General features: G+C 66.7%; 13 protein-coding genes. 5 read left to right on the top strand and 8 right to left on the bottom strand.

All coding sequences use genetic code 11. The features are described 5' to 3' along the window. Positions 1-1392 carry a sigma-54 dependent transcriptional regulator gene (locus AC1VVG_RS25810; protein ID WP_034191559.1) on the bottom strand — a complete coding sequence of 464 codons (1392 nt, stop codon included), beginning with the start codon at positions 1390-1392 and terminating at the stop codon, positions 1-3. A 699-nt stretch (positions 1393-2091) separates the two neighbouring features. Then, positions 2092-3309: a glycosyltransferase family 4 protein gene (locus AC1VVG_RS25805; protein ID WP_080288016.1), complete on the bottom strand. Its 1218-nt coding sequence runs from the start codon at positions 3307-3309 to the stop codon at positions 2092-2094. Positions 3310-3548: 239 nt separating this feature from the next. Here AC1VVG_RS25805 and AC1VVG_RS25800 point away from each other — a divergent pair, with 239 nt between their 5' ends. Beyond that, on the top strand, positions 3549-4211 hold the full coding sequence (locus AC1VVG_RS25800; protein ID WP_482837221.1) for a GNAT family N-acetyltransferase: 663 nt from the start codon (positions 3549-3551) through the stop codon (positions 4209-4211). Further along, on the top strand, positions 4208-5770 hold the full coding sequence (locus AC1VVG_RS25795) for a mannose-1-phosphate guanylyltransferase/mannose-6-phosphate isomerase (RefSeq protein WP_034191560.1): 1563 nt from the start codon (positions 4208-4210) through the stop codon (positions 5768-5770). The genes AC1VVG_RS25800 and AC1VVG_RS25795 overlap by 4 nt, the downstream gene beginning before the upstream one ends. A 36-nt stretch (positions 5771-5806) precedes the next feature. On the opposite strand, the gene AC1VVG_RS25790 is transcribed toward AC1VVG_RS25795, so the two are convergent. The 5 genes from AC1VVG_RS25790 to AC1VVG_RS25770 form a co-directional block, all read right to left on the bottom strand. Beyond that, a complete protein-coding gene (locus AC1VVG_RS25790) occupies positions 5807-7009 on the bottom strand; it encodes a right-handed parallel beta-helix repeat-containing protein (RefSeq protein WP_473376364.1) in 1203 nt (400 codons plus the stop codon). A gap of 74 nt (positions 7010-7083) precedes the next feature. Beyond that, positions 7084-8142, bottom strand: coding sequence for an acyltransferase family protein (locus AC1VVG_RS25785; protein WP_482836632.1), 1059 nt, complete (start codon positions 8140-8142; stop codon positions 7084-7086). A gap of 108 nt (positions 8143-8250) precedes the next feature. Beyond that, entirely contained in the window at positions 8251-9603 is a 1353-nt protein-coding gene (locus AC1VVG_RS25780) for an oligosaccharide repeat unit polymerase (RefSeq protein WP_482836630.1), read from the bottom strand. 61 nt (positions 9604-9664) lie between these two features. Continuing rightward, positions 9665-11932, bottom strand: a complete 2268-nt coding sequence (locus AC1VVG_RS25775) for a polysaccharide biosynthesis tyrosine autokinase (RefSeq protein WP_482836629.1) — start codon at positions 11930-11932, stop codon at positions 9665-9667. A gap of 55 nt (positions 11933-11987) precedes the next feature. Further along, positions 11988-13196, bottom strand: a complete 1209-nt coding sequence (locus tag AC1VVG_RS25770; protein WP_059556445.1) for a polysaccharide biosynthesis/export family protein — start codon at positions 13194-13196, stop codon at positions 11988-11990. Between the two features lie 81 nt (positions 13197-13277). Here AC1VVG_RS25770 and AC1VVG_RS25765 point away from each other — a divergent pair, with 81 nt between their 5' ends. Further along, positions 13278-13739 (top strand): hypothetical protein, encoded by a 462-nt coding sequence (locus tag AC1VVG_RS25765; protein WP_226103914.1) that lies wholly within the window; start codon positions 13278-13280, stop codon positions 13737-13739. A gap of 155 nt (positions 13740-13894) precedes the next feature. On the opposite strand, the gene AC1VVG_RS25760 is transcribed toward AC1VVG_RS25765, so the two are convergent. Next, on the bottom strand, positions 13895-15745 hold the full coding sequence (locus AC1VVG_RS25760; RefSeq protein ID WP_482836628.1) for a serine aminopeptidase domain-containing protein: 1851 nt from the start codon (positions 15743-15745) through the stop codon (positions 13895-13897). Positions 15746-16233: 488 nt separating this feature from the next. On the opposite strand from AC1VVG_RS25760, the gene AC1VVG_RS25755 reads away from it, so the two are divergent. Both AC1VVG_RS25755 and AC1VVG_RS25750 read left to right on the top strand, forming a co-directional pair. Then, the gene (locus tag AC1VVG_RS25755) at positions 16234-17490 is read left to right on the top strand and encodes an oligosaccharide flippase family protein (RefSeq protein WP_482836627.1); all 1257 of its coding nucleotides are present in this window, start codon (positions 16234-16236) and stop codon (positions 17488-17490) included. A gap of 75 nt (positions 17491-17565) precedes the next feature. Continuing rightward, positions 17566-18624, top strand: coding sequence for a glycosyltransferase family 2 protein (locus tag AC1VVG_RS25750; RefSeq protein WP_034191566.1), 1059 nt, complete (start codon positions 17566-17568; stop codon positions 18622-18624). Positions 18625-19064 lie beyond the last annotated feature (440 nt).

Here is a 19064-nt window from a genome sequence, read left to right as displayed (position 1 = left end):
TCAGTCGGACGAGCCCGTCCCGCGCGGCCGCTCGATGCCGTACGCCTCCATCCAGCGATACAGCGTCGCGCGCGACACGCCGAGTTCGCGCGCGGAAGCCGCGACGCGGCCGCGCGTGCGCAGCAGCGCCGTTTCGATCGCCTCGCGCTCGATCGACTTGCGGATGTCGGCCACCGACGGCGACGCCGCATCGAGACAGTATTCGAGCTCGAGATCCCGCGCGGTGATCAGCCGCCCTTCCGTCATCACGACCGCACGGCGCACGCGGTTGATCAATTCGCGGACATTACCCGGCCAATCGTGCTTGTACAGCGCGGTGATCGCATCGGTCGAGAAACCGCGCACGCGATGGCGCGCGTCGCCGCGGAAACGTTCGAGCATGTGATGCGCGAGCAGTTCGATGTCCTTGCCGCGCGCGCGCAGCGGCGGCTGGTCGATACGCATCACGCACAGACGGTGGAACAGGTCGGCACGAAAACGGCCCTCCTCCATCGCATCGCGCAGGTCGACGTGCGTGGCCGACACGATCCGGACGTCGACCGGCACCGGATCGCTGCCGCCGAGCCGGTGAATCGAACGCTCCTGCAAAAACCGCAGCAGGCTCGCCTGGCTCTCGTGCGGCAGGTCGCCGATTTCGTCGAGCAGCAGCGTGCCGCCGTTCGCGGCTTCGACATAGCCGATCTTGCGCGCGTTCGCGCCGGTAAACGCACCGCGCTCGTAGCCGAACAACTCGGACTGCAGCAGATGCGGCGGAATCGCGCCGCAGTTGACCGCGACGAACGGGCCGTTGCGTCGTTCCGAATGGCGATGGATCGCGACGGCCGTCAGTTCCTTGCCGGTACCCGTTTCGCCGAACACGAATACCGGTGCGTCGGTGCGCGCGAAACGCCGCACCGTATCGAACAGCCGCAGCATCGCGCTGCAGGTGCCGACGATGCCCTTCTCCTCAGATTCGAGCTGTTCGCGGTCGCGGGCAAACAGGCACTCCATGCCGTACGCATGGCCGACCGTATCGGCGATCCGCTGATGCGACGCGGGCAACGTGACGTAGTCGAAGCAATAGTCGCGCAACAGCGCGCGCACGTTCGGCGACGCGGTCTGGCCGACGTCGACGAGCGCGACCCACACGACGTCGCGCATCGACGCGCAGGTCGACGCGATGCTGCCGATCGCATCGGCATGGCCGCCGCTGAGATCGAGGATGCCGCAGGTGATTTCGCCGGACGTGTCGCGCAACTCGTTCGCATGCGCGACGACCGACACTTTCCAGTCGCGGCGCGACAATTCCTTTCGCAGCATCACGGAAGGCGACTGCGTCCAGTAGATCAGCGGACGCTGCCCGTTACCGCTCCCCGCGCCGGCGCTCTTATCGCGCGTTATTGGCATATTCATAACGACCCATCACTTTCTTCACTCCGTGACCCGTTCGTGTGCGCCGCGGCCGGCGGCGCATGGCCGCCTTTTCGCGCTGCGTTGCCGCAGTCTTGGCGAAGATCGAATCTGCACACGGCGAGAACCCCCGGAGGTCGAGCCGGATGTGTCACCCGGCCTCGTTGTCATCGAACTCGAACGGAACGCGCGGCTGCGGGAGCCGCGACATTCCGGCTTTGAAGCGACCCGCCGTCAGGCGGGACACGTCGGCAAACGGAACATCCGTCCGCATGTGCGTCGCGTCGTACACGACAGTCGCGCCCGATGCTGAACCGGACGGCGGCCAACCCGCTTGCGGAATGACCGCCGCATGTGATCCGTTCGTGAATTTACACCCCGTTTCGCGATGGTCTTGTTACCAAAAGATAATCCTGAATCAGGCGGTTACGCAGCCGGGTCGCCCCGCGCGACACCCCTTTGGCCACTGAGATTTGATTATCTACGAGCATTCCCGTCAATCAGTGCCAAATACTACTTTTCCGCGAGATTGGCGCCGTCGATTGGATGTGATTTTCATCGAAATCCGAGAAAAAAACCGGCACCGCATTCCATGTACCGCATAATCGTGCGTGCCGCCGGCCGGCCGGGCCGTCTCGGCGCCGCGCGCGGGTCGCCCGACCGTTACATACCGTAATCAACCGGCACGATCGCCGCCCGGGCTCACAGTGCCGTCTCGCCCTGCCGGACCGGCCGGTCGCGCATGCCGTCCACGGCCGATGCGTCGTCGCCCGGCGTGAAACCGGCGGGACCGGCCATTTCCTCCTGTAACGCAGCATAGCCGTCCATCACGAAGCGCGTAAACTCGTCCCGAAAGCGCGCCGAGCCGAAGAATTCGGCATTCGCGCGACATGCATGCGGATCGATCGACCCGCGCGGCAGCGCTTCGAAACGGGCCAGTGCGTCGAGCAGCGCGTCGACCGTCTGTGCGCGGTAGAACAGCCCCGTTGCGCCGGTGCCCGGCCATGCGCGCACCGATTCGCGCACGCCGCCCTTCCCGTACGCGATCACCGGCGTGCCGCAGGCCTGTGCCTCGACCGGCGAAATGCCGAAATCCTCTTCCGCCGCGAACACGAATGCGCGCGCGCGCTGCAGGTGGTCGTGCAGCACGTCGAACGGCTGGTAGCCGAGCAGCGTGACGTTCGGCCCGGCCAGCGCACGGATTTTCGCCATCTCCGGCCCGTCGCCGATCACGACGAGGCGGCGTTCGGGCGTACGCGAGAATGCCTCGACGATCAGGTCGATCCGCTTGTACGGCACGAGCCGCGACGCGGTCAGGTAGAACGCGTCCTTGTCCGGGCGCAGCGACAGGTGGTCGACGTCGACCGGCGGATAGATCACCGTCGCGTCGCGCCGGTAGGTCTTGCGAATGCGGCGTGCGATGAAGTGCGAATTCGCGGCCACGCGATCGACGCCGTTCGCCGAGCGCGCATCCCAGTTGCGGATGTAATGCAGGAGCGCCCGCGCGATCGCCGATTTCGGCCCGCGCGCGAGCCCGGCCTCGTTCAGGTACTGGTGCTGCAGGTCCCATGCGTAGCGCACGGGCGAATGCACGTAGCTGGCGTGAAACTGGTCCGGGCCGGTCAGCACGCCCTTCGCGACCGCATACGAGCTCGACAGCACGACGTCGTAGGCCGACAGGTCGAACTGCTCGATCGCCAGCGGAAACAACGGCAGGTAGCTGCGGTAGCGCGTGCGCGCGAACGGCAGCTTCTGGATGAAGGACGTGCGCACCGCGCGGCCGCGCAGGCAGTCACGATCCTCGAGGAAATCGACGAGGCTGTAGACGTCGGCCTGCGGAAAGCAGTCGATCATGTGCGCCAGCACGCGTTCGGCGCCGCCAGGCACGACCAGCCAGTCATGAACGATCGCAATCTTCAAGTACCGCTCCCGATTCTTCATTGACGTTCGATATGGGTCAGCCGCGCAACACGGCCCCATGTCGTGCCAATTATCGGAAAGCCCCGCCACGACCGATGTGTGCTATCGCACATTGCGCTGCTGTCGGCGCGCCGGAACCGTCGTGCTGTTCACGGTCCGGTTTGCCGGACTGCGAGCGGGACGACAAACCGGACCGTGAGTGCGCTTTCGAACAGACCGGCGCGCACGCCATCCGCATCATGGTCATCGCCACACCGCACGGAACGAACGCGTCCGTGCGGCACGGCGTGCTGAAGGTTTCACACGAGGACCGCATCATGGAATGGCATTGTTGTGAATTCGAACATCTGAGCGCCGTCGATCTCTATGCAATCCTGCGCGCACGCAACGCCGTGCTGGTCGTCGAGGATGCGCATACCCATCTCGACATCGACGGCAAGGACGCGGGCGCATTGCACGTCTATGCGACCGTGTGCAACGGCGACACGGCGGAAGTCGCGGCCTACGCACGGATCCTGCCCGGCGACGACATCGATCCGGACGTCGTGATCGACAAGGTACTGACGAGCGAAGCGTGCCGCGACGGCGATACGCTCGAGCACCTGCTCGAACGTGCCCTGACCGCCGCGCTGGCCGCGTGGCCGGACGCCGCGCTGCGCATGCACGTTCCCGAGCCGCGCCAGGCGTTCTACAAACGTTTCGGATTCCGCAAGGCATACGGACCGTATCTCGAACAGGGCGCGCCGTTCGTCGGCATGATCCGGCCGACCGACCGCGCCGCCGGCGCGTTGCGCCAGTTGCTGTCCCGGGCCGTTTCGACCGCCCGGCCCCGAACCGAAGACGCGCGCGCCGACGGCCGCGTACACAACCGGCTGCCCGCCGATACCGGAGCCAACCGATGACCCGCACCCTACGCCCGGTTCCCGAGCCTGACCTGCCACGCATCCTGCCGGTCATCCTCGCCGGCGGTTCCGGCACGCGCCTTTGGCCGCTGTCGCGCGAACAGTATCCGAAGCAGCTGATCGAACTGACGTCGAACGAATCGCCGCTGTCGGCGACCGCACGCCGCCTGAACGGCATCGCGAACGCGGCGCTGGGCGACACGCTGTTGCTGGTATGCGGCGAACAGCATCGCATCATGAGCGCCGCTCAAGTGGTCGACCGTGCGGCGCCCGCGCGCATCTTGCTCGAACCGGCCGCGCGCAATACGGCACCGGCGCTCACGCTCGCCGCGCTCGACGCCAGCGCGCTCGCGGACGATCCCGTGCTCGCCGTGATGCCGGCCGATCACGTGATCGCCGATGTCGGCGCGTTCCAGGACGCGATCGCACGCGCGGCGCGTTACGCGCAGGAAGGCGCGATCGTCACGCTCGGCGTGCTGCCGCGCCGCGCGGAAACGGGCTACGGCTATATCCGGGTGGGCGAGCCGCGGACGAGCCGCCATGGCGGTCAAGGCGGCTATTCGATCGGACGCTTCGTCGAGAAACCCGACGCGGTGCTCGCCGAGCGCTACCTGCAATCGGGCGACTACTGGTGGAACAGCGGGATTTTCGTCACGCGCGCCTCGGTCTGGCTCAACGCGATTCGCGCGCTGGCGCCCGAGATCCACACGGCCTGCGAGTCGGCATGGCGAGCGGGCGTCGCCGAGGATCCGTTCTTCCGGATCGACGCGGCGGCCTTCGACGCCTGCCCGTCCGACTCGATCGACTACGCGGTCATGGAGCGTCTCGCCGACCACAGCGAACTCGGCATCGAGGGCATCGTGGTGCCGCTTTCGGCCGGCTGGTCGGACGTCGGCACGTGGGATGCGATCTGGGAAATCATGCCGAAGGACGATCACGGCAACGTCGCCCGCGGCCCGATCGTGTTCGAGGACACGCAGGACAGCCTCGTGCGCTCCGAGGGTCGTCTCGTCGCGTGCGTCGGGATGAAGGATGTCGTCGTGATCGAAACGCCCGACGCGGTGCTCGTCGCGAACAAGCACGACGTGCAGCGCGTGAAGAACATCGTCGCGCGCCTGAAGAGCGACCGGCGCCCGCAGGCGAGCGAGCACCGCAAGGTGCAGCGTCCGTGGGGGCACTACGATTCGATCGATCTCGGCGAGCGGTTCCAGGTGAAGCGGATCGTCGTCGAACCGGGCAAGCGGCTGTCGTTGCAGATGCACTATCACCGCGCCGAGCACTGGATCGTCGTGCGCGGCACCGCGAAGGTGACGCGCGGCAACGAGACCTTTCTGCTCAGCGAGAACGAGTCGACGTACATCGCCGTCGGCGAAGTCCATCGTCTCGAGAATCCCGGCCGGATTCCGCTGGAAATCATCGAGGTGCAGTCGGGCAACTATCTCGGCGAGGACGACATCGTGCGCTTCGACGACCAGTACGGGCGCCCCGTCGTCGACACGCTGCCGGAACGGCACGCGGTGTCGAACGTGCAAGTGGTGGAGGGAGACGTCGTCCGCTAATCGCGGGCCGCGCCTGCCGGCGCGTGCATCGAGTCGTCAATCGATGCCGCGCCGCGACGGGCGCGCCTGCCTGAGCGCTTCACGCACGCGCGGCAACGCCGAGGGGTCCGCCCCGACCTTGTCGGCCAATGCTTGCTGCACAACCTGCGCCCCGCACGACCCGGCCTGCGCGCTACCCGAGGGGCAGCCTCCGCCCCCGCCTACCTGCACGGGCATGCCGCCGATCGCGGAGAAGCGGTTGTCCGCGATCCGGTACTGCGATACGTTTCCCCACACGCGAATGCCGGCGAACCGTGCGCGCGACACGCGGTTGCCGATCACGGCCACGCGCGTCACCGAGCCCGACCACGTGCTGACGTCGATCGCGGCCTGCTGCGTGAGCGGGCGCGGATCGGTACGCACGGCCGCGGTCTGGATATCCGAAATCTCGTTGTTCTCGACCAGCACGCCGGACGCGCCGTAAGTCCGGAAGCTGTCCTCCTGCGCGACGAGAATGCCCGCGCTCACCTGCACGTTGCGCACGACGTTGTTCTCGATCGTCACGTCGGCACCGCCGACCACCGTGATGCCGCGCCCCCACGCGTTGCCTTCGAGCGAGTTGCCGGTGATCAGCACGTTGCGGCTGAGCACGCCGTCGCCCTGGTAGCTCACCACGGCGATCATGTCGTCGCCGGTGCCGCGCACGAGGTTGCCCTTGACCAGCACGTTACGCGCGCCATGCGTGATGTGGATGCCGTCGGCCAGCGTCGACAGCACCTCGTTGCCGACGATCGCGACGTCCGTTCCGCCGAATACGAAGATGCCGCCACCACCACCGTCGATCGCGTTGTCGAGCACCTGCACGTCGTGCCCCGTCACTTCGATCTTGGTCGACCCGGGCGTGCCCATCCGCGTCGTACCCGTTCCCACCAGCCTGAATCCGGCGATCGTCGTGCCGGTGCCACGCATCTCGATCGTCTGGTCGTCCGGCACGGTCGCGATCAGCGTCGCGCCGTAGCCCGACAGCACGACCTGCGCCTGCCGAACGACGAGCGAGCGGTCAACGATGTAGCGCCCCGGCGCGAACACGAGTCGCTGGCCCGGCTGCAGCGCATCCAGCGCGCGTTGCAGTGCGTCGGCCTGATCGGCGCCGTCGGGCGCCGGGGCGACACGGGCATCCGGCACGGCCGAGCCGATCGACGTCTGTTCGGTTTGAAATGCCGTCCCAGCGTGGACCGTGACGGTGGGACCGGTGATCATCCACATACCAAGCATCACACAGCAAAGACGGGAACGGCATCGGCGCCCGGTCTTGTGAGTCAAGCCCACGCGTGTCATGCCGGTTGCGGACGCGCCGCCGCGCCGCGCCCAGGCCACGCCGGAAAGCCGGCGATACGCGCGGTGCCAGTGCGCAGCGCAATCAGATAAGCCATCATCGGCACCGCCACGCCGGCGAGCGTACCGAGCACGAGGTGCGTCGCGAGACTGCCGACGCCGACGCGCATCAGCACGATGCGCACGCCGGCCATCACCAGGATATGCATCAGGTAGATCGGCATCGACGCGTAGCCGATCGCCGCGAGCCAGCCGGCACGCGCGGACGACGCTGCATGGCGGTATGCAAGCTGCAGCATCAGCGTGATGCCGGCGAACGCGGCGGGAACGGCCCAAATGCTCGTCGCGCTTCCGACGCCGTGCGCGAAGGCGACTGCCGCGACAAAGGCGACCGCCGTCAGCCCGCACATCGCAGGATGGCTGTTGCGTTCGAGCCAGCCCGGCAACGCACGCGACGCGACGACGCCGGCCACGAAGAACGGCCAGTTCATCAGCGCGGTCGACACGATGCCCCATTGCGTCACCGTTCCGATCGCGAGCCCGAGCACCGCGCTTGCCAGGAGCGCACCACGGATGCGCGGCGCCATCGGCACCTGGGGGAACACCGGCACCCATCGTGCAAACAGCCACGCGGCGATCATGCATAGCATCAGCGCGTACAGGAACCAGAACTGCGCGAACGGCCGCCATCCGATCGAGAGCAGGTCTCCGAACGTGAACGGATGATTGGTGCCACGCGACGCCATCGCAATCTGCACGCCGCCTTGCAGGACCGACCACAACAGGTACGAATAGACGATCGTGCGCACTTTCGATCCGATGAACCGTTTCGGCGCGCCACGCAACGAGTGGCAGACGTGCAGCCCGGACAGGAAGAAGAACAGTGGCATGTGAAACGTGTAGATCACGTAGTCGATCCACGCAAACACGGTATCGGGCACGCCGGCCGGCACGAGCCCCGACGAAACGGCGCCGCGCAGGACGTGCCCGTATACGACAAGAATGATGCCGGCGCCGCGGGCGACATCCAGGCTGGTTTCGCGTGCAGTCGTATTCATGTAAAGGTCGATGCCGCGGCCCCGTCCGGGCCCGCTCGCGTGGCGAATGGTCGTGAGAAGCTCCACTCTATGCACGCTCGCCGCGGAATACTGTGGGCTGGACGACAGTTAACCGATGTCGGGCGTGTGCCGGATCGCTGCGCCGCGTACGGCCACGGACGATGCCCGTTCCGGCCGCTTTACGAAGTATCGGAACACGACGACCAGCAGCACGATCGGCACGAAGTCCCGGCCACTGAACAGGTTTGGAATCCGCAGTATTTCCATCAGAGACACGTACAGCACCGCGTGCGCGCAGCACCAGAATCCGCTCCCGCGACGCCACCCCGCGTAGCCGCGCCCGAACACCCAACCGGCGAACGCCGCGTTCAACAGCCCGAACCAGCCCCACTCGTAGAAGTGGACGAAGATGCCGGATGGATTGTTGAACTCGGGATCGGCATAGCTGTTCAGGAACAGGTCGACACTGTCGCCCGAGTCGAGCCACGGCTGGAGCGTCGCGCCGATCAGCGGAAAGTGCAACAGCCAGTCGAACGTGAACATCGGATGCCCGCTGCCCCAGCCGAGCACGTTGAGGATCCCGGCACCGTTGTTCAGCGACGTCGAGTAGTACAGGCCCAGGCGTTCGAGTGCGAAATCGAGGATGTTGTCGTAGATGTTGATGTAGTAGGTTTCCCACGACCGGTTGTATTCGTTCACGATGAACAGGCCGAGCAGCAGCGGGATCGCCGCGTACGGCCCAAGCGCCAGCAGTCGCAGCCGCTTGCGGCCGAGCCGGAACCGCACGACCATCAGCGCGAACGGCAGCGCAACCTCGATGATCGCGAGCCGCTCCGCGAAGATGAAACTGCGCAACAGCGTCAGTACGACCAGCACGGCCAGGTACGCCTTGTAGCGGTTGAAGCCCTTGACCGGCGTCCTGAATACGTAGAAATAGAGCGCGACGAACGGTGCCGTAGCCTGCGTGAACGAACTCAGGCCCGTGACGCGCCCTTTCAGTTCGATCAGCTCGAACGTGTTCGCCGTGCCGGTGAGGAACGACAGCAGCACGGCCGGATGTGCAAGCACGCCGCTCATCATCACGAGATAGCCGAACAGCGCGAGCGCGAACACGAAATCGAGCACGTGCGGCGACAGCTCGGCCGCTCTGTCGCCTGGCCCCTTCCGGACCTGCGCATCGGTCGTCGCGAACCACGCGGCCGCTGTCAGCACCAGCAGGAACAGGCCGCCCGCAAACGCGGAATACCCGTCGAAATAGATGCGCGCGATCGACTTCTGATCGCCGAGCAGGCTCATCGAAAGCAGCACGTACAACGGCAGGATAAAGAGCAGCACGAGCCGTGCCGGATCCTCCCACCAGTAACCTGCGTAACCGGCCGCGCGGCCGGTGTGCGCCACTCCGCCGCGCCTCGCCGGCCGCTGCAGTCGCGCTCGCGAGCCGGCCGCCACTCGTTTGTTCATGATGTCCGTTCCATTGCTTCACGCACATGCGCCTCGCCGGGCGACGCCACGCATCCGCCGCTCAGCGGGCCGGGCCGCGCGCGCCCATTACGCCTGCGTAGCCGGATGCGGCCTGATGAGTGTTCTCATGCGTGTAACCGTAGTCGTACCGCCCCGGCGAGCCCTTGAAGTCGTTCAGGATCACGCCGCGTACGGCGATTTGCGCGTGCTCGAGCCGTCGCGCGCTTTCGTCGAGTTCCGTCAGCGTCGTCACACCGCTGCGCGCGACGAGAAACACGGTTCCGGCCAGGCGCCCAAGTACCAGCGCGTCGGCCACCGGCAGCAGCGGCGGACCGTCGATCACGACCATGTCGTAATGTGACGCGGCGCGCTCGATCAGTTCGGTGAACGCGGGCTGGAGCAGCAATTCACCCGGGTCGGGCACGACGTTGCCCATCGGCATGAAATCGAGACCGGGCATCGCGTCGCGCTTGAGCGCCTGGTCGAACCCGTGCGTGCCGCCCACGACATCCGACAGGCCCGGCGCACGACTGAAGCGGAACTGCTCGTGCAGTGAACCCTTCCGCAGATCCGCGTCGATCAACAGCACGCGCCGTTTCGCGGCGCCCGCCAGCGACGCGAGATTCGCCGCGACGAACGACTTGCCGACGCCCGTCGTCGGCCCTGAGATCAGCACGATGCGATTCGGCGCGTCGGGCATCGCCAGTTGCAGCGCCGTGCGGAAATTGCGCAGGCTTTCGAGCGCCGCGCCCTCCGGTGCCGTCGGCAGTGACGGCTGGCGCCCGTTGCGCCGCCGCGCGGCCTTCGACGGCGGCGGGTTCTGTCCAGACAGCGGGCTGTGTGGCACCGCCGCGAACACCGTCAGGCCCGTCGACCATTCGATTTCCTCGGCATCACCGATCGTGCCGGCAACGCGCTGTCGCACGATCACGATCGCGGCGCCCGCCAGCAGGCCGAGAAGCAACGACGCGATCACGGCCATCCCGCGATGCGGCCCGGTGGGCGTCTCGGCGATCCTTGCCGCATCGACGATGCGCACCGTTCCTGTCTTGCTGGCCCGCGCGAGGATCATCTGCTGACGCGTGTTGAGCAGGTTCGTATAGAGCGCGGTATCGACGGCCACGTCACGCTGCAGCTGCAGCACGCCCTGCTCGACGGTCGGCAGTTGCTGGATCTGCTTGCGCACCGTGTCGAGCGAGTGTTGCGCATCGGCGAGCTGCGCATCGACGGCCACGACGGCCGGATGCTTGGGCATGAACCGCGTCAGCAATTCCTCGCGGCGCTGCTGCAGCGTCTGCACGCGCGTCTCGATGTCGACCGACTGCTGACGCAACGCGAGCCCTTCATCGCTCGTATTGACTGTGCCGTGCGATGCGCGAAACGCGTTGAAGCGGCTTTCGGCCTTTTCGAGTTGCGCCTTCAGTTGCGGCAGCTGTGCATCCATGAAGCGGATCAGCTTGTCGGCCGCTTCGGACTTGCGCTGCGTGTTCTGCGCCAGATACGCGTCGCCGACCGCATTGAGCACGCGGCTGTCGTGCACGGGATCGGGGCCGTCGAGCGTCACGCCGATCATGTTCGACTGCTTGCCGCGCTCCGAGATCAGTGCGTTCTTCTGCAGCCACGCGGTCGCCTCTTCGTCGCCGTAGCGCGTCAAGTCGAAGCGTGCGCCCGGCTCGCCCGCGACTTCGCGCACGAACACGTCGAGCGGCCCCTGCGGTGTCTCGACGTGCAGTGGTTGGCCGATCCTGCCCTGCCAGACGGGCCCGCTCCTGCCGAGCCACCCCGTGCGCTGCAGCGTATAGGTGCCGCCGTTGCCGACGACGAGTGCGAAACGCTTACCGACGAAACGCTTCGGCACGTCGAAGGTCGGGACGTCGATGCGCTCCGTGCCATACACGTAACCGCCGGGCAGCGGCGACGACAGCCCGTCGGCCGCGTTCACCAGCCGCCAGCCGATGACCGGCAGGTAATGCGGCCGCGCATCGATGGCCAGATTGGTATCGTCGACCGCACGCGCCATCACCGCTCGCGATTTCAGCACCTCGATCTCGGTCGATGCATCGGTTTTCAGGTCGAACACCGAAGACGGATCGCCGGGCGGCGAGTTCGTTTTCGACTCGGTCGGGCTCTGCTCGACCTGAAACAGGATGTCGGTCCGGTAGACCGGGCGCGCGCAGAGCGCATAGAGGGTCCCGGCCAGCGCACCGGCGAGCGCCGTGCACAGAATCAGCCGCCGCCCACCATGGAGCATGGCCCAGTAGCGGCGGTACGGATAGGACGGCCGCAACGTGGGTCCGTCGTGCGGGTCGGGGAGAGTCTGAGCGTTCATACAGGATCGGTCCCGTAGACGCGACGCATCGCGATAATGCGATCCGTCACGAGGTTCACGGCGAAATGGCCTTGGCCGTCAGCGCACCCTGCGCGGACGACGGAATCAGCAAGTTGACGACGCGGCTCCAGCGCACCAGCGACGACGCGTCGACGAACACCACATCGCGGCGCTCGAGCGGGAACCGGTCGGCCAGCGCGAACGACGCCGGCGAGCGTCCGTCGAGGTGATAGACCTGCGGCCGGTTGCCGGGCCCGCGCCGCACCACGAACACCTGCCGCGCATCCGCGGTGTACTGGCTGACGCCGCCCGTGTCGCCGAGCGCTTCGCCAAGGCTCATCCGGCCATCGGTCAGCGTCAGCGTCGCCGGACGCGACACTTCGCCTAGCACGAACACCTTGCTGTCGCTCGCCGCGCGCACGCGCACGAGATCACCGTCCCGCAGCAGGATGTTCGTCGGGTTGATGCCTGCGGCCAGCATCGCCGGAAGGCTCACCATCACGGTCTTGTCGCCGCGCGTCACTGATACCTGCGAGCGGTCGGCCGTCGCGGTAAATCCGCCTGCGCGGTCGATCGCCTCGGGCAGCGTCATCGGCATGTCGTTGACGATCTGCAGCCCCGGAGTGCGTACTTCGCCGTCGAGATAGACGCGCTTGCTGCGATACGCCTGGACGCGCACCGCGATCTGCGGATTGCGCACGTACTCGCCGAGCCGCTTGGTCAGCACCGCGCGCGCTTGCGCCTCGGTCAGCCCCGCCACGTGCACGAGGCCGGCATACGCGAATTGCACGCTGCCGCTTGCGTCCACCGTGTAGCCGGTCGCGACCGAACTCGCGCCCACGCCATCGCCGCCGCCCGTCGTCTGGGTCGTCGGCAGGTTCAGTTCGGGGTGATCCCACACGACGATGTTCAGCACGTCGCCGGGGCCAATCACGTAGGGCTTCGGCGTACCGAACAACTGGCGGATTTCGGCGTCGACGTTCGCATGCTGTGCCGCATGCTGCTGCTCGACGAATGCCGGTGTGATCTCGATCAGGTCTTCGCTCGACACGTTCTGCACGCCGTCGAGGCCGCCCGCGCCCGATGCGTCGGCGCTCACGCGCGCGTTCGCGTCGCGTTCGGCCGGCGGGTGATACGTCATGCCCGGTGAAAGCGCACACGCGCTCAGCGTGCACACGGTCGCCGCCAGCGCCACGTGCGACAGCCAGCGCGTGCGTGACTGCCGCATCGCGTATGTCGATTGCCTTTGCGTCGTCGTTGACATGGTGTCCTTCCGAAACTGTGCGGTAACCCGCCGAATGCGACAGGTTCCGGCATTACGCTTGCCTGCGCGGCTCGCATTGCGGTGCCGCGCGCCCCTCGTCACCGCACGTCTTCCGTACGATTCGTCATGAACTGCTCTTTATCGCTTTCGTCGCTCATCTGCATCCTGTCGGCCGGCATCGCCTGCGCCGCCGATGCCCAATCGTTGCACCCCGACCCGGCCGATACGTCGACCTTCATCTCGCCGAGGGCAGTCTCGCCGGCCCTGCCGATCCCCCGGCAACGTTCCGCCCAGACCGCGACGGTCAGCTCCGCGACGCCGAATTCCGATTCCGCTGCGCCCGGCCTTGCGCTTCCCGGCATCCACGCCGACGCGGAGCCGGAATCGCGTGCCCGCGGGGCGCTGCGCCGGCCGCTCGTGCCGAAGCGGCCGGGCCGCCCGAAAGAGGCCAGCGCACCCGGCGATGGCGCATGGGATACCGGCACGCTGTACGCATCGCCGTACACCGCTTCGCCCTATACGCAACGTGGTGACACGAACTGAAGCCGCCCCGTCGCGCGCCGACGCAATGGCTCGGGCGCCGATACGGGATTGGACACCAGCGCGACAGGCACGTCTGTGATCAAGCCCACCGAAAGCCGATCTTCATACGAACGAGGATCGCACCCCGCTAACCGCCCAGCGTCGCGCGACGCGCATCAGGAACTTCTGACCGACACGTTCGCATAAGGTCGATCGGCCGTGTCGGGTGCCGACGGATTGGCGTCGCGTACTACCATCCAGCCCCAGTCGCCGCTCAACGCCTGCGTGCAGAGATCGATCACGGCGGCGGTTCCCGCAATGCCATACAAGGCGTGGTCGACCTGCGGCATCAGGTGCAGGCGCACGTGGCGCGAGCGCCGAAACGCATGTTCGACCGCGCCGAAGTGACGCCGGACGTCGTCGATACCGGGATCGAGTGCACCGTAGACGAGCATCGTCCGGACGTTGCGTTGCGCAAGTTCGCGCATCACGCCGCGCGGCGTACCGGCGCGCGGCTTCCAGCCGACGCGCGCGGCCGCCGTCTTCACGGGCACGCTGACGCGCGCGATAACGTTGGCGGCCACCGCGCGCAGGATCGGGCGCACGTCGCGCCGTTCGAGGACGAGCCGCTTCCAGCGCCGCCAGTCACGCACCGACAGCCAGTAGCCGCGCACCGAATTGATCCGCTGCTTCTGCGCCGCTTCGAGCGTGAGCCCGGCCGGCCACACGAAACGCGCGAGGTTGATCGCGATCACGCCGCCGAGCGATACCGTTTTCACTGCCGCATGCAACGCCGCATAGGCGCCCGAACAGATGCCGGCCGCGACGACGTCCGGATGACCGAGCGCGCGCAACCAGTCCGCCGCTGCCGCGACGTCATCGATCGCCTGCGGCGAATACACGACGCCCGACTGGTCGTCCGGTGCATCGGGCCCGCTGTCGCCGACACCATTCACGTCGATCCGCAACGTCGTCACGCCGGCCCGCGCCAGCGTGCGGGCCAGTCGCACGCCAAAGCGCCCTTCGCCACTGCGTGGATTCGTCGACGTGTTCGCGATCACGAGCGCCGGACCGACCGGCGTGGCAGGCGGCATGTCGGCCGGGCGGCACAGCACGCCAACCAGCCGGCCCGGGCCGACCGCGACGACTTGCTCCGTCATGTCGCCCATGTCGAGCGCAACGGCCGACTCACCACTCCATGCGTGGGCGGCGCGTAGCGGAACGCCGGCAGCGACGCCCCGGCCCGGAGCACGCGCGACGACCCAGTTCACCACCGTGTCGATCGCCGCGTGTGGCAGGTGCGAGCGCGTGCCGTCCAGCATCGTCGTCGGCCATTCACGGAACGGTTCGCACGTCACGTTCACGCCGCGCGCCAGCAGTGCGTCGCGCAACGCCGGTCCGTCGCCCTGCTCCGGCTGGATCAGCAGCATCGCGCCGGGCAGCGCCAGCGCATCGCGCACGACGTCGCACAGATCGACGGCCTTCAGCGCATCGACAAATTCGGCCGGGAAGCGATGTCCGAGCACGTTCATGCACGGTTCGTCGCGATGCGCGGTGCGGGTCGCAGGCGGCATCGTATCGAGCCACTGACGATGCACGAACGACAGCTCGCGCAGGTACGCACGGCCGCGCACGACCGGCGACAGCGCGACCACCGCATCGACGCGCGGCAACGTGCACCGACCTGCAGCGGCCAGCATCGCGAACAGCGCGCCCGCCCGAATGCCGACGAGCGTCACGGTGGTGACGCCGGCTTCGTCCCGCAACAGGTCGATCGCACGATGAATGCTGTCGATGCTGGCGGCATGCCGCCCGGCATCGAGGTCGTCGCCGGGCGAATCGCCGGCGCATGGATAGTTGAACCGCAACACCGTCACGCCCGCACGGGCGAGACGCTCCGCGACGGCCCGCATGAGCTTGTGCGTCCATGCAGCTTCGTGGCCCAGCGATTCGCACAGGATCACGCCCTGCGCCGTCTGTCCTTCGTGCAGCCACCCAACGCAGCTGCCGAACGTTATCGGCTTCACTCGGTACTCCTCGGAGCAGTATTTGTTATTCCGTGCACAACCGTGCCAGCGGCGACACCGGAATACACGATGTCGCGACTCCGGCCGCTGGCCGGTGCTGGCAGGAACCGGCCGCAGTCATCCGCCGCGCCCCTGCGCGGCCCGCTTGCCGTGTTCCATGCGTGTGATTAGATCATTGGGCCCGATCGGGCTTCGGTGCGCCAGCTTACAAATGCATTCATCACCGACACGACGCAACGCCGTGCCCCTTTAGCGATTCGTTCCGTCATGCGAACGGAATCCGCGAACGGTAGGCTCGCGAACAATGCCGCGTTGCTCGCCCCGTATCATGGCCACCATCCGATGTGGCCGTGCCGGCATCGCCGGTCGAAACCGGCACCGGAACGGTTCGCGAATCCTCGCAGCCGGGTCAGCGCCGACCGGCCGCGCATCCGTACGGCTGCACGCAACCCGCCGCCATGCGATACCCAACGGCGCCGACCGAGCGAATGTCAAACCTCAAGAAGAACTTCCTGCTGCTGCTGACGCTGCAGATTTCGATGTATGCGGTGCCGCTGCTGATCGCGCCGCTGCTGACGCACGCACTGGGCCCGGAAGGCTATGGCCAGCTCGCGTTCTCGCTGGCGGTGATCGCGTATCTCACCAACTGCACGAGCTACAGCTTCGACCTGACCGCCACGCCGCGCATAGCACTCGCACGCGACGACCGCGCCGAGCGCTCACGCATCTTCTGGGCGACGCTGTATGCGCAGATCGGAATCGCGGCCATCTGCTTCGTCGTGCTGGTGCTGCTGACCCTGCTGATCGGGCGCTTCGGCGATGACCGCGACCTGCTGCTGATCGGCTTCGGCATGGTGGCCGGCGTCGCATTCACGCCCGGCTGGTATTTCCAGGGCATGGAGAAGCTGCGCGCACTCAGCGTGATCCTGTTCGTCGGCCGGGTGTTGAGCCTGCCCGCGATGTTCGCGCTCGTACACAGCCCAGAGGACATCGATCGCGCGATGATCGTCAACGCCGCCGTGCCGGTGCTATCGGCGATCGCGCTGGCCGTCTACCTGTACTTTCATCGCGAAATCGACTTCGTCCGCGTCGGCGTGGCCGACATCGCCGAATCGCTGAAAGGCGGCTGGCAAGTGTTTCTCGCGTCGACGTCGATTGCGTTCTATGCGTCGACCAACACCGTGTTGCTCGGCTTCGTGTCGGGCAACGTCGCGGCCGGCTACTTCGCGGCCGGCGACAAGCTGATCCGCGCGGCGCTCAGCCTGCTCCAGCCGCTGAAGGCCGCCACCTATCCGCGCATCAACTACCTGATGCGGCATGCGCGCAACGACGCGTTCTCGTTCCTGCGCAAACTGTTCGTCGTACAGGTCGTGATGGTGCTCGGCATCTCGCTCGTGATTTTCTTCGGGGCGCCGCTGGCCGTGCGTATCCTGTATGGCCCGTCGTACGAGCCGACGGTTCACGTACTGCGCTGGATGGCATTCATCCCGTTCATGGCCGGCATGACCGACCTGTTCGGCGTGCAGACCATGCTGCCACTCGGCATGAAGACGGCATTCACGCGTATCCTGATGTCGTCCGGCATCCTGAACATCGTGCTGCTTCCCGTCCTCGCGAAGTACTTTGCGGAACTGGGTGCCGCGGCCGCCGTTCTGCTCGCGGAGGCCGCAGTCGCCGCCGCGCTCGCGGCCGTCGTCTATCGTGCCGGCATTCCGCTGCCCGGCAGTTCCATTGCGCGCCGCTAGCACGCGGCCGCACGATGGCGTGGCACCCGTTCCCCGCGCCGAAATGCCTGAACCGAATTCACGCGGGAGCCGCTCATGGCAGACCTGACCATTGCAATCTGCAACTACAACCACGGCGTCTATCTGCGTGCCGCGATCGACTCCGCGCTTGCCCAGACCGCCAACGACATCCGCGTCCTCGTGGTCGACGACGGTTCGACCGACGACTCCCGCGACATCATCCGCTCGTACGGGGATCGCATCGTGGCAGTCTTCCAGGAGAATTGCGGCCAGGTCGCCGCCTACAACCGCGCGCTGGAGCATGTCCTGACCCCTTACGTGCTGCTGCTCGACGCGGACGACCTGCTCTACCGCGACGCGGCCGCCCGCGTGCTGGCCGCGTTCGCCTCCGGCGACTTCGTGAAGGTGCATTTCCGGCTCGACGTGATGACGCGGGAAGGCATCGCGACGGGCGTCACGGTCCCACAGTCGGGCGTGGCCACCGATTGCGGCCGCCTGCTGCGCGCGGGCTGGCTTTATCCGTCGCCGCCTGCGTCGGGTAACGCATACCGGAGCGACGCGCTCAGGCGCATCTTCCCGGTACCCGTCACGCCCGACAACCTGCACGGCGCCGATTTCTATGCGATCTACGGGATCGCGCTGCTCGGTGCCATTCACATGATCGACGCGACGCTCGGCGGCTATCGTGTTCATCGGCCGGCTACCCCTGCCGATAGCGAAGTCAACCGCGACACGGCCGATCTTGCATTTGCCAATGCGGAAGATGCGGCCACGGGTGCGTTGAAGGCGGCGCGCCGATGGTCGACGCTGCGTGCCATTGCCGGCTCGCGGCTTCACGAAGCGCTGCCGGGCGAACCGTTCGACTTCTCGATCGAAAAGGCGCACTTCGCGAGCACGCTGTACCGCGCGCCGCTCGCGCGCCGCTGGCGCTGGTTCCTGTCCGATTCGGGACGCTACTGGCATACCGTGCTGCGCAATCCGTTCTGGCGGCCGTTCAAGAAACTGGCCGTCACCGGCCTGTCTCTCGCGTGCCTGCTGCCATCGTCGACGCTCAGCGACCGCGCGATTCGCTATATCGCGAATCCGCTCGCGCGCGTTCGCCCGACGACCGAACCGCGAACCGCGGCCCGCTAGCGACGGCTGGAGTCAATTCGATGCACGCGCAACGAGACGGGTCTCCTGCACCGCTGCATTGCCGCATGAAAACACCTGTATCCAGGTACTTCTTACCCCGCCATCCGATCCCCATCGGGAACGTTGACCGCCTTTTCCTCCCACCGCTCCACCGCGTCGAAAAAAGATCGTACGTATCGGTACAAACACCGATGCTGTAGTCAAACTACATTCGTACGATTGGTCGCTGCAGAGAATCGCTACATCCGATTCGGCAGTGTCGGACGGTCCGCGTCGCCGTCCTCGATGTTCGATCGGGCCCAACCGGCCGTAACGATTCCCCGCCCGGCCTGGCATGCCGACGCGCAACCACCCTGCATCGCCAGCCGAATACGTCCGGTGCGAATCCATCGGACGTGCGCAGCTCCAGACATCATTCGAACAACCGGCAATACGATCAT

Source organism: Burkholderia sp. L-4 (genome assembly GCF_056856535.1).
The sequence above is the reverse complement of the archived record's forward strand: the minus strand, read 5'-3'. Positions and strand labels throughout refer to the sequence as shown.

Coding starts and splice junctions, on each gene's coding strand:
- AC1VVG_RS25810 (WP_034191559.1), bottom strand. CDS start 1,392: ATGAATATGCCAATAACGCGCGATAAGAGCGCCGGCGCGGGGAGCGGT.
- AC1VVG_RS25800 (WP_482837221.1), top strand. CDS start 3,549: ATGGTCATCGCCACACCGCACGGAACGAACGCGTCCGTGCGGCACGGC.
- AC1VVG_RS25795 (WP_034191560.1), top strand. CDS start 4,208: ATGACCCGCACCCTACGCCCGGTTCCCGAGCCTGACCTGCCACGCATC.
- AC1VVG_RS25790 (WP_473376364.1), bottom strand. CDS start 7,009: ATGATCACCGGTCCCACCGTCACGGTCCACGCTGGGACGGCATTTCAA.
- AC1VVG_RS25785 (WP_482836632.1), bottom strand. CDS start 8,142: ATGAATACGACTGCACGCGAAACCAGCCTGGATGTCGCCCGCGGCGCC.
- AC1VVG_RS25780 (WP_482836630.1), bottom strand. CDS start 9,603: ATGAACAAACGAGTGGCGGCCGGCTCGCGAGCGCGACTGCAGCGGCCG.
- AC1VVG_RS25775 (WP_482836629.1), bottom strand. CDS start 11,932: ATGAACGCTCAGACTCTCCCCGACCCGCACGACGGACCCACGTTGCGG.
- AC1VVG_RS25770 (WP_059556445.1), bottom strand. CDS start 13,196: ATGTCAACGACGACGCAAAGGCAATCGACATACGCGATGCGGCAGTCA.
- AC1VVG_RS25755 (WP_482836627.1), top strand. CDS start 16,234: ATGTCAAACCTCAAGAAGAACTTCCTGCTGCTGCTGACGCTGCAGATT.
- AC1VVG_RS25750 (WP_034191566.1), top strand. CDS start 17,566: ATGGCAGACCTGACCATTGCAATCTGCAACTACAACCACGGCGTCTAT.